The sequence below is a fragment of the Psychrobacter sp. UBA6291 genome (assembly GCF_002439405.1).
GTDB classification, from domain to species: Bacteria; Pseudomonadota; Gammaproteobacteria; order Pseudomonadales; family Moraxellaceae; genus Psychrobacter; species Psychrobacter faecalis.
Genome location: NZ_DJUD01000073.1, coordinates 1 through 11,897, shown reverse-complemented (window position 1 = coordinate 11,897; position 11,897 = coordinate 1). Strand labels below are relative to the sequence as shown.

Sequence of the window (11,897 nt, the reverse complement as noted above, 5' to 3'; positions counted from 1 at the left end):
ATAGTGCTCGTTCAGTATGGTTTTTTAAGGGTGAGGCTGAAAAGTTTAAGCGTCACCGATCACATCAATGCGACCGGTAAAAAGCGCAGAAATCTTACCGTTATATTCACGTAATTGCAAACATCCATGTGTATCAAGACCGCATGCATAACCGGTCAGCGTCTCGACATGACCATTGTAATCTTGGGTGACGCGCAAACGCAGCCCTGCCAATGCATCCATCGCGTCAAACTGCGCCAAAAAACTGTCCAAATAATAACGCTGGCCGGTTGGCTTCTCCAATCCTAAATACTCAAAGCGGGTCATCGCTGCCATTAAAGCCTCACTCATTTGCTGATAAAGCGTTTTTAGGTCTGGAAGTGAAATAGGCGGCGCTTTTGGCTCAAGCATGGCACCAATATCTCGTAAGCTAATCGCTTGATAACTCATACCCTCGCAAGTTTGCGCAGTGAGCTTAGGCGTAGCTTGCACGTTTAGACCCACGCCCATCACCACGCCGACCAATTTTCCTGACTTCGTTACGGGTTCTATTAAAATGCCAGCAAGCTTATGAAAGGGTAGGGTTTGTTTGGTAGATTCAAGCGGCTTTAAAGCGGCGTCATTCGATTTAGGTTCAGATTGATTTTGAAATGAATGCTGCTGCGAATATTGTTTTGAATAAAAGCCCAAATCATTAGCCCATTTTACCCCGATTGTTGCCAATCCTTGCGCGCGCAATTGCTCATTTAGCACTTGAATTACAGGCATTTTTGCCAGTTCAACGCCGATAATCAGCGATAATAAACCGCTAATCGGCATGTGCGCGGGATGATATAACGACAGGTAAACATTGCCGCGTGGCGACTGCCAAGAGCGCCCATGTTGTCCGCGACCAGCGCTTTGGGTTTCCGCTGTTAGTAGATGCATCTCGGCTGCATTCAGGCTGCCGTTTTGCAACGCTGCTATCAGCTCACTATTGGTCGAGCCGCTACTCGCAAGGTGGCGATGGTTAAGCTTAGGTAAATGCTCAAGCTCTAATGACTCCAATGACTCAAAAGGTTGGGCAGACAAAGCGTCAGATGATGGATTAAATGGCGGCATAATAAGTTTCGTCGATGGAGTAAATTGGCGTGGATAAACTTTGATATACTGAGCGATTGTTGCTCATTAACAATACAAAGCAAACAGCATAAAGGTCGGATTATGATTTAGCAAATGCGATTGAGCAGGTAATGTTCGAGTGACTATACAATTAGATGATGTTAATAAAAAAGACGCAGGATAAAAGGCCGATTCGATGATGTTATATGTGTGGTTTGTGATAGCGGGGGCGTTTGCGGGTGTCAGTGCGGGTTTATTTGGCGTCGGTGGTGGCATGATTATCGTACCCGCATTGGTTTGGATTTTTACCGCTTATCATTTTTCACCCGAAGTGGTCACCCATTTGGCGATTGGCACCTCACTGGCGACAATTGTGGTGACCTCTATCAGCTCTTTAACTGCCCATAATAAGCGCGGCGGCGTACGCTGGGAAGTGTGGCGCAAAATGGCATTGGGTTTGGTCATCGGCAGTTTGGTCGGCGCCGGTATCGCCGATATGATTGATGGAAAAGTATTGCAAGCTATCATCGGTGTCGGGGCGCTATTGGTCGCTTTAAAGATGCTGTTTTTGTCCAATAAAGAACAATTGGGTAAGCCATTACCGCCAGCTGGCATTCAATTTGGGGCAGGGACAGGCATTGGTTTAGCGTCGTCTATTTTTGGCATTGGCGGTGGTAGTTTGACCGTACCGTTTTTAAACTGGGCAGGATTGCCGATGAAACAATCGGTCGGTACGTCTGCTGCTTGCGGTTTGCCCATTGCCGTCGCTGGTGCGATAGGCTTTGCCTGGTTCGGTCAAGACGTGGTCAATCTGCCCATAGGTACGATAGGATTTGTGCATATCACGGGCTTTTTATGCATATCTGTCGCTAGCTTTGCGATGGCAAAGGTCGGCGCCAAGCTTGCCCATGTATTGCCCGCGCTGACGCTTAAGCGTGCTTTCGGCGTATTGTTATTATTTGCTGGCGGGCAATTATTGTTAAGTGGGATTGGGGTGATTTAGACTTTATCTCCTATCAATCGCATCAAGCCCCAAACGCATCCACTTTCTGGCTAGCTCATCATGGTCGCTGAGCATACTCCATAGCGCATCTTCACTAAAGATTGAGTGCGCTTGACCCGAGTGCTCAATCGGCAGATCCGCTTCACGGTCTGTCATCCATTGCGGGTTGAGATAGTACTTTTTCAACTCGTTTTGCAAGGCTTCAGCGCGCAAAAACTGCTGCTGCGCCTCAAGCTGCTGACGATGCAGCTCACACCATTCTTCATATTTTTGCTGTAATTCTTGCGGATTATATTTATCAAAATTATCTTCAGTCATTGTCATCGCCTTAATTTTTATTTTTTAGATGAATTATGTAGATTCTCAGCACTATTATAGCATCCCTCATAAACTCTAAAAACTCGTCACAATTTGCGGTAGAATAGCCGCCTGTTTTTGCTAAGTTTATCGATATTTCATGCGCCTAAAATCTCTCAAGCTGGCAGGCTTTAAATCCTTTGCCAATCCAACCACTTTTACCTTCCGTCATGGTATCACCGCCATCGTCGGGCCAAACGGCTGCGGCAAATCCAACGTCATTGATGCCATTCGCTGGGTGTTGGGTGAAACCTCTGCCAAGCAATTACGCGGCGGGGCGATGAGTGATGTCATCTTTGCCGGCACGCAAGATAAAGCGGCCAAAAGTGTTGCCAGTGTTGAGCTGACCTTTGAGCATACGCAAGATGAGCAGACGGGGATTCGCCATGAATTTAATCTCTATCATGAGTTGTCCGTCCGCCGTCAGGTAAATTTAGAGGGACGCTCGGACTACTTTATCAATGGTACGCGCTGTCGCCGCCGTGATGTAGTCGATGTGTTCTTGGGCACAGGGCTTGGCGCGCGCAGTTATGCGGTCATCGAGCAAGGTATGATTGGGCGTATTGTCGAGTCTAGCCCGCTGCAGCTACGCGAATTTATCGAAGAGGCCGCTGGCGTTTCGCGCTATCAAGCGCGCCGTGAAGAGACGCAAAAGAAACTTGAGAAGACGCAGGATAATTTAGCACGCCTGCACGATATGCAAAGCGAGCTGGTCAGCCAACAAAAACGCTTATCTAAACAAGCCGCCAGTGCTGAGCGTTACGAAGAGCTGGCATTAACGCTTGCTGATATCAAGCAGCAGCTTGCTATTCAACAGCTTTATCAAGCAAAGCATCATCAGCAGCAGCAAAAAATCGCCCATGAGCGCAGTGCTAATAAAGTTGCCGTTTTACAAGCCAGTTATGAGACTCTAAAAGCGAAGCAAGATAAGCTTGCGGCTCATATCAATCAAGAGCAGTGGCTAAAAGACGATGCGCAAAGCAACCACTATCAGCAGCAGCTAAGCTATCAACAAGCAGAGCATGAGCTTAGTGACGCAAAATCACAATTAAATGTAATTGCACAGCAGCTTACCAGTTTAGAGCAGCAGCGTCAGCAAGCGGTAAGCGAGATTGAACGCTTAAAAACTGAGCAAGCTGAGCAGCAAAATGTACTAGAAGAGTTGCGCCCACAGCTTAGCGATCTAACAAAGAAACGTGACACGCATAAACGCAATGAACAACCGTTGCAGCGCGCCTATCATGACGCGCAAAATCAGCTATCACGCCTGCAAGATAATAATCGAGCGCTTGAGCAGCAGCAAGCGATTAATAGTCAAGCGCAAAAACGCCAGCAGCAAAACCATGATAAATGGCAACGCCGCCAGCAGAACTGGCAAAATCTCTGGCAGCAGCTACAACAGTCGTTAGCACCTATTGATATTGTTGATGTAAGTGAGAAAGGTAATTCGAGCAATTTACAGCAGATGTTAAATGCGCAAGTGACTGAGCTCAATAAGCAGCTGCAACAGATTGAGCGCCAACAAGACAGTATCGATGAGCGCCTATCTGAGCTACAACCGCAAGCGCATGAATTACAGCAACGCTTAAACACTCAACGGCGTGATTTGAGTGAGGATGAAAAACGTCATGCGGTATTGGCAGGTGAATACGACACCTTGCATCAGATATTACATCCGAAGCCTTTATCAAAAAACCAGCTGCCTATTCATCATGCCAAAACCGCCGATTTAAACAATGATTTAGAAAACGAATTATCGATTACCACCTTGCGTGAGCAGATTGAGTTAAGCGCCAAAGGGCAGCAGCATGCCGAGCTACTCGATAGTGTGTTGGCGTTATGGCTGGATAGCCATGTGCTGATTTCTAAGCAGTCAAGCGATAAAAATATTAATGGCAATTCTCAAAAAGCTGATAGTTTATGGCAAGCGCTCGAGCAGGAGTTAACAGCTGTATTTACTTATCAAACCACGCAAAACGAGAACGACAATTCAAAGAATAAATCGCAGCTAGAAAATGGTCATAGTTTATGGCTACCTGCTCAGACAAATGATAAAGGCGCAAAATCATTTATCAGTGCTTTGCCAAATCACTTAACGGATAAAGTATTGTCATTATCAGCGCTGATTACTGCACCAAATTTAGCGTTGTGGCAGCACTGTTATCTATATATCGCACAATCTGGAATTAATACTCAGCAAATATTAGAAGATTTGGCTATTACTTTAAAAGCATTGTCAGCATCCGCTATTCTACTCACGACTGATGGCTGGATTATCAGTCGTCAGGGTACGATTAATTTGAGCAAATTTGCTGGCGCGCAAAATGGTCACGATGTTAGCAATAGCCAATTCTTAAGCCAGAGTTTGCAGCAACGTAGCCGTTTACAAGCGTTAGAAGATTTACTTGATGAGTTCGAGACTAAAATACAAGAGCAGCAAAAGGCGATTGCTAATAATCAACGCAACTATGATGCCCTAACGGTCAGCTTAGAAGAAACGCGCGCGCAAGCTGAGCAATTAATCCGCGATAAACACCAACACCAGCAAAAGCTGACCACCAAGCGCGCCAATGCGGAACGACTACAAGCGGACAGTCAGCGCCTAAATGCTGATAAAGTTGCCCTTGAGCAGGAACAGCAAGAATTAGAGCAAGAGCAACAAACGCTGAATCAAGAACAGCAGCATATCCAAAGCGAGATAGCAGCGCTGACGCCGCAAATAGCAGATGCGCGTTTATTAAGTCAGCAATTGCAGGCCGAGCGCAGTGAGCTAAATCGCACGCGGCAGGCGGATGATGACGCTTGGCAAGCAATGCAGCTGCGTATTCAGCAGAGCGAGATGCGCTTAGAGCATAGCGTTAGTAGTCTTGCTCGGGCAACTACGCAGCATGAAAAGTCGCTGCAAAACGAGCACAGTCTAAAAACTCGTTATGAGCAGCAGCAAAATAAAATGCCAACCTTGCAATCAGTATTGCAGAGCGCACAGAAAGCGCGCGATGAGCAGCAGGCAGTATTAACCACACGCGAGACAGCATTAACAGCGCTTAAAGAGGAATACAGTCAGCAGCAGACCGAACTAGATACGCTACAAAATACTTTACAAACGCAGCAATCTGAGCTTGCCAATCTCGCGACAGAATTGGCACTCAGCGCCGCGCGTTTGGATGATGCCAGCAGCCATACCCAAGAAGCGCTAGAGGCTTATTACAAGGTCAGCCATAAATATCAAGCGCAATCGGACACAGTTCAGCAGCATCAGCAACAAGTGATGAGCGTCTCAAATTTATTGGCGGATTTTATCGCTCATGATCGCCGCGTCCGCCCAGATAAAATCGCAGAATTAGAATCTGAGCGTGCGAAGCTTGAGCAGCAATTAAGTAAAATTGGCGCGGTCAATCTCGCCGCAGTAGCAGAGCTTGCAGAAGTTAATGAGCGCTTAGAGCCACTCGCGCAGCAAACAGCAGATATTGCTGCCAGTATGCAGACCTTGACGGAAGCGATTGCCTCAATTGATGAAACCACCAAGACGCTATTTATGCAGACACTCGATGCGGTCAATAATGAACTTGCCAATTTATTTGCTAAAGTCTTTGGTGGCGGGCAAGCAAGCTTAACGCTTAATACGGACGAGATGCCTGCCAATGCGCCAAAGTCAGAACAGTGGCGGGCAGGGTTGACCTTAATGGCACAGCCAAAGGGCAAACGCAATAGTCGTCTTGCGGTACTGTCCGGCGGCGAGAAAACCTTGACCGCGCTGAGCTTAATTTTTGCCATATTCAAGCAGCATCCGGCACCGTTTTGTGTGCTCGATGAAGTCGATGCACCACTTGACGATGCCAACGTCGCTCGCTTTACCAGCTTGATAAATGAGTTGGCAGATGACTTGCAGTTTATTTTTATCAGTCATAATAAGCTGACGATGCAGATTGCTGATGAATTAAAAGGCGTCACCATGCCAAGCGCGGGGATTTCTACTTTAGTCAGTGTGTCACTCGACGAAGCAGCAAATTACCTTTCTGATTAAGAGCGCCCAGTAGCAAAATAATTAATAACGGCAAGCGCTTGTCAGTGGTATAGTTAGGGCTAGCATTTAAAGTCAGGCGAGTAGTCGGAAAATTAGTCAGCGAAGGCTTCAGAGCCAATGATAAACGCTGACTATATGGTGACGATATGCATTAGCCATGCTAGACTATTGCCATTTCTTCGCACTTGTACTCTCCCTTTTGTCATATATTAGGATGTATTTCTCATGACCGCTATCCAGTTTATCTTGATCGCCATTGCCGCATTTATCGTGCTTGCAGGGCTATTTATGGTCATTCGCAGCTTTAAACGGCGCAAAACTGCTGAGGCTGCCGCGGTCAATTATGATAAAAACGGTATTCCCATTATTCCGCGTCATGAGCGCAATATCGTCGAGCAGCCAGACTTGGACGATACGATGGCAGGCGAAACCAGTATCGCCCCTGATCGTAGTTATCTCAATGCCGTGGTTGAAGATGCGCCATTGACCCAATCTCATAGCAATGTCAATGCCCAGCTAACCGCTGATCGCCATGATAGTAATGAGGATAATGGCGTGGTAGATGACGCCGACTATGCGCGCTGGCAAGAGGAGCAGCAGCGAGCGGACAACAGCGAGTTCACCGAAGCGGCTGAGCAGATGCATATCGAGCAAGAGCCGGACGCGTTTTCCAGCCTCATGTCAGCGACTGACAGCTTGATGCCAGTCATTGATACCGCTGACGAGCCAAGCTTTGATAATAATAGCCCGATACTCGATCAGCATCTCTCAGAGCCAGTTGATGAAGCGCAAAATGGTCCGTTAATTAATGCCAAAGACAATATTAATATCACCATCTTGCCGCATCAGTATCGCGACCGCCCAGCAGCAGTAATTCGTGGGCGTGATTTGCTGGCGTTAGTGGATAAATATGGTTTGCGTTATGGGGCGATGAATATGTTCCATCGCTATGAGCAAAAAGACGGCACCGGCATGCTGTGGTTTAGTATGATGGGCATTACCGATAGTGGTATCGCGCCTTTTGACCCGCATAGCGTGGCGACCAATACTTACAATGGCGTGGTGCTCTTTTTATCGCTGCCGCATCCGCAAGCGCTACGTAGCTTTGACAGTATGATGAGTATTGCCTATATGATGGCAAGCGATTTGGACGCTGTGATGCTCGATGAAGAGAATGACCCCATTACCCCAGAATACAAACAGCAATTGCGTAATCAAGTTCGCGATTATGAAGGTTAGTTTTAGCTGATTAACATAAGCCGATAATATTAGTAGCAGTATGAAAGGCAAATAGCGCTTAACGTTATTTGCCTTTTTTAATTTTTAAGCTTTGATTGCAAAGCATTGCATTCGCCCGGTTTCCTATAAATTTGGTTTTCTATAAACCTAGTTCTCTACAGAAGCGGCTCTCTACAGGATGAGTTTTCAACAAAATCATATCCGACTAACCTGCAAACTTGTTATCATATCGGCATCTTGAATTGCAAAAAAAAGACGCCGACTATGACTGATCCTATTGTGCCCACTGCTTCTAAAAATACTGCTGATACCCAAACTGCAGACAATGCTGCTGCCATCGTTGCTCAAATGCGCACGCTTATTGATACTTTAAAAACGCATAATTATGCCTATTATGTGCTTGATAATCCGATTTTAGAAGACAGCGAATACGATCAGCTGCGGCGCTCTTTATTGGAGCTTGAAGAAGCGTATCCTGATTTAATACAGCCGGACAGTCCAATCAATCAAGTTGGCGACACGCCGCTGTCCGCCTTTACCCAAGTCAGACACGACGTACCCATGCTATCGCTTGGCAATGTTTTTGATTATGACGAGATGCATGGCTTTATGCGCCGCGTCAATGATCGCCTCAATGACGCGCAGAAAAACCCTGAATATGAGATGGAGCTAAAGCTTGATGGCTTGGCGGTGTCACTCAAATACGAGTATGGAAAGTTTGTGCAAGCGGTGACGCGCGGTGATGGGCAAACGGGCGAGGATATTACCCAAAATGCCAAAACCATTCGCAATCTGCCGCTTTGGCTTACTGCTGCAAGCGAGATTCCCTTGTTAGAAGTACGCGGCGAAGTACTGATGCCAAAAGCAGGTTTTGAGCGCTTGAACCGACTCGCAGAAGAAAAGGGCGATAAAACCTTTGCCAATCCACGTAATGCCGCCGCTGGTAGTTTACGTCAGCTAGATCCCGCTATCGCTGCCAGTCGTCCGCTGGCTTTTTATTGTTATTCAGTCAATCAAGGTCTACCTGAGAGCATCGACACCCAATCAGCCGCCTTGGCTTGGCTTGGTGACATAGGTTTTAGCGTCAGCGCGGTGAGAGTGGTAAAAAACCCACGCGAAGCACAAGCCTATTATGAGTCGATGATTGCAACCCGTAGTCAGCTGCCGTTTGAGATTGATGGCATGGTTATCAAGGTTAATAACTTAGCATTGCAGCAGCAGCTTGGCTTTTTATCGCGTGAGCCGCGCTGGGCAACGGCGTATAAATTCCCTGCCGAAACGGTGATGACGCGTCTAAATGATATCGAATGGCAAGTCGGACGCACCGGACAAATCACCCCTGTTGGTAAGCTTGAACCTGTTAAAGTCGGCGGCGTCACCGTCAGCAATGTTACCTTGCATAACTTTGGTGAAATTCAGCGCTTGGATGTGCGCGCAGGCGATATGGTCAGCGTGCACCGTGCAGGCGATGTCATCCCCAAAGTCACCCGCGTTTGGACAGATCAGCGTCCAGCAGATTCAGAACCGGTTAAATTGCCAGCGACCTGTCCTGTCTGCGACTCGCCTGTGGTATTGCCCGAAGGTGAAGCGTTGGCACGTTGTACGGGCGGATTGTTTTGTCCCGCGCAGCAGCAAGAAGCCCTCATTCATTTTGTCTCACGCCGAGCGATGGATATCGATGGCTTAGGCGCAAGTTGGTTGATTAGCTTTTTTGAGCACGGTTTGGTCAAGACCGTCGCCGATATCTATCAGTTACATAAACATACGGACGAGCTGATTAATTTTGAAAAATTAGGCGAAAAGTCGGTGCAAAACATCGTTAATGCTATCGAAGCCAGTAAACAGACGACGCTGGCACGTTTTATTTATGCGCTCGGTATTCGCGGCGTCGGTGAGACAACAGCACAGAATTTGGCGCAGCAATTTGGCGACCTTGATGCCCTGATGGCAGCAGATATTGATAAGCTCTTACAAACGCCTGATGTTGGGGCGATTACCGCCGAGCTTATTCATGAGTTTTTCCGTGCGCCGCACAATATCGAAGTCATCACCGCACTGCGCGAAGCTGGCGTGCATTGGGATAAGGTTGAGCAAGTGCTGTCAGAGGGATTGCCGCTCGATGGGCAAACATGGGTCATTACGGGCGCGCTTGATAGCATGGCACGCGATGAAGCCAAAGCTAAGCTACAAGCGCTGGGTGCAAAAGTGTCAGGTAGTATCTCGGCAAAAACCACCGCGCTATTGGCAGGGGATAAAGCTGGCTCTAAGCTAACCAAAGCGGAAAAATTGGGTGTGAAAGTGGTGGGTGAAGAAGAGTTTTTGGCGTTGGTTGGGGGGTAGAGTATGAATATTGGTGAATTAGAAGGCTTGGACGAAGCGACTCTTAGGGAAATTGAAGGGTTGCAGAAGGTTACTCGTGAGAAAGATGGTAATGAAGCTTTTGCAAAAGCACAGTTTAATATTGGAATTATCTTAGCGCAAAGTAATGATATTTCGAGTGCGTTATCTGTATGGGAAAATATTAAATATATAGATAATGCAAAAGTTTATGCATATACCCAGCTCAATATGGGTATGGCTTTAGCAAATAGTGATCAGATTGATCTAGCATTAGCTAGATGGAGGAATATTAATTGTAATGATGATTCAAATGTATATGCAAATGCGCAACTTAATATTGGAAATGCTTTACAGGAAAAAGGTGATAAATTAAATTCATTATTGGCATGGGGTAGTATTAAACATACAGATAATGCTGAAATTTATGCTCAAGCACAATTTAATATAGGTCTTTATTTATATAAGAATACAAATACTGAAAAAGGCTTATCGATTTTACGAAATATTAGTGACTCAGATAACCCAAGAGTCTATGCAAAAGCTCAGTATATTCTAGGGCTGATATTAAAAAAAGAAAAAGACTTGGAAAATGCGTTAAGAACACTATGTAACATTAGCTTTTCTGATGACCCAAAAATATATGCACAAGCAGAGTTGAGTATTGGATGGATATTAGAAGATATTGGAAACTCTCTAAGTGTTCTAGCTGCATGGAAGCGAGTTGAGCGCAAATACAATGCAGAAGCCTATGCTATGGCACAATTTTGTATCGGTAGTTATTATGCTGAACGTAACAATATGGGAAGAGCTATTACTGCATGGGAACAAATTATCCATTCAGATGATATCTTAGTATATGCACGTGCTCAATATGAAATTGGACAACACTTCATTAATGACCATGTATCAAAAAAATATGAAGAAGCACAAAAGGCGTTCATTAACGCTGATTCAGCTTATTCTTATGAAGCATACTGTTATAGCAAAATCTGTGATTTGTTAAAAAATACTGAGACAGAAAGTTTTGGTTTAAGTGCTTTGAGCTTATTAAATCTAGTATTAAAAATAGCCAGTATTTTGACACTAGATTTCAAACAGTATGCTGATGAAGAAAAACCTTTCGAGAGAAAGCTTGCCCATTATACGTCGACATATATTTCTAACCTGCTATTAAGTAATGATAAGAAGAACAGTTCTCCCAGCCTTTTTAGGTTAAATACGATCAATAATGTTAATGATCCAAGCGAGGGTCAGTTACTTATTAGGAAGTTAAAAGGTGTAAAAGATAATAAATTTACTCCATTAGATTTTAATGAAGACTATCATGCTTTCATCAGCTGCTTTACTTTCAACCATGATAGTCTAAATCAATTTAGACTATATGGTAAACAAGATAATAAAGAAGCTTCTGGAGTAAGCTTGGTTTTCAAAAAAGAATTTTTCCAATCTGATAGCTCTATAGGAGGGATTTCCTATTTATCATTTGAGAATACACAAAAATTCGTTAAGACTAGTTCCAACCTAAATAATGAAGAATTCTACGATACACAAATTCAAAAACCTAAGAACGAAAATCAAGAGATAGTTAGACGTTCAGTGATGCGATGTGTTTATCTAGACCCGTCATCAGATTATTTTCACTTGGCGCAACGAAATCGTTTAACGTTCTTTAGAGAGTTCGGTGATAAGATAGTAACAAAGAACGGTAAGCAGAAGTCTCAAGCCGAATATGAGTGGGGTATTTATCAAGAATATATAAAAATTATGGTGGTGTATCAAAAAGTATGCTGAGGAAATAAAGGAGGGTGACAGCCAAAGCAAGATGATATATTTGAGGTTATGAAGACACAAATA

At 45.1% G+C, this 11,897-nt stretch carries 7 protein-coding genes; 5 read left to right on the top strand and 2 right to left on the bottom strand.

Features of this window, described 5'->3' with window-relative positions; translation table 11 throughout:
* Nucleotides 1-45 precede the first annotated feature (45 nt).
* Nucleotides 46-1,080 carry a biotin--[acetyl-CoA-carboxylase] ligase gene (locus B3R91_RS12385; protein ID WP_286797898.1) on the bottom strand — a complete coding sequence of 345 codons (1,035 nt, stop codon included), beginning with the start codon at nucleotides 1,078-1,080 and terminating at the stop codon, nucleotides 46-48.
* A gap of 199 nt (nucleotides 1,081-1,279) precedes the next feature.
* On the opposite strand from B3R91_RS12385, the gene B3R91_RS12380 reads away from it, so the two are divergent.
* Nucleotides 1,280-2,083, top strand: a complete 804-nt coding sequence (locus B3R91_RS12380) for a sulfite exporter TauE/SafE family protein (protein ID WP_286797972.1) — start codon at nucleotides 1,280-1,282, stop codon at nucleotides 2,081-2,083.
* A gap of 3 nt (nucleotides 2,084-2,086) precedes the next feature.
* On the opposite strand, the gene B3R91_RS12375 is transcribed toward B3R91_RS12380, so the two are convergent.
* Nucleotides 2,087-2,401 (bottom strand): DUF4298 domain-containing protein, encoded by a 315-nt coding sequence (locus B3R91_RS12375; RefSeq protein WP_286797896.1) that lies wholly within the window; start codon nucleotides 2,399-2,401, stop codon nucleotides 2,087-2,089.
* A gap of 139 nt (nucleotides 2,402-2,540) precedes the next feature.
* Here B3R91_RS12375 and B3R91_RS12370 point away from each other — a divergent pair, with 139 nt between their 5' ends.
* The 4 genes from B3R91_RS12370 to B3R91_RS12355 all read left to right on the top strand — a co-directional run bounded on the left by B3R91_RS12370 (nucleotide 2,541) and on the right by B3R91_RS12355 (nucleotide 11,834).
* Nucleotides 2,541-6,464, top strand: coding sequence for an AAA family ATPase (locus B3R91_RS12370; protein WP_286797895.1), 3,924 nt, complete (start codon nucleotides 2,541-2,543; stop codon nucleotides 6,462-6,464).
* A gap of 225 nt (nucleotides 6,465-6,689) precedes the next feature.
* A complete protein-coding gene (locus B3R91_RS12365) occupies nucleotides 6,690-7,703 on the top strand; it encodes a cell division protein ZipA C-terminal FtsZ-binding domain-containing protein (protein WP_286797894.1) in 1,014 nt (337 codons plus the stop codon).
* Nucleotides 7,704-7,967: 264 nt separating this feature from the next.
* A complete protein-coding gene (gene ligA, locus B3R91_RS12360) occupies nucleotides 7,968-10,043 on the top strand; it encodes an NAD-dependent DNA ligase LigA (protein WP_286797893.1) in 2,076 nt (691 codons plus the stop codon).
* A 3-nt stretch (nucleotides 10,044-10,046) separates the two neighbouring features.
* On the top strand, nucleotides 10,047-11,834 hold the full coding sequence (locus tag B3R91_RS12355) for a tetratricopeptide repeat protein (RefSeq protein WP_286797891.1): 1,788 nt from the start codon (nucleotides 10,047-10,049) through the stop codon (nucleotides 11,832-11,834).
* Nucleotides 11,835-11,897: the final 63 nt, after the last annotated feature.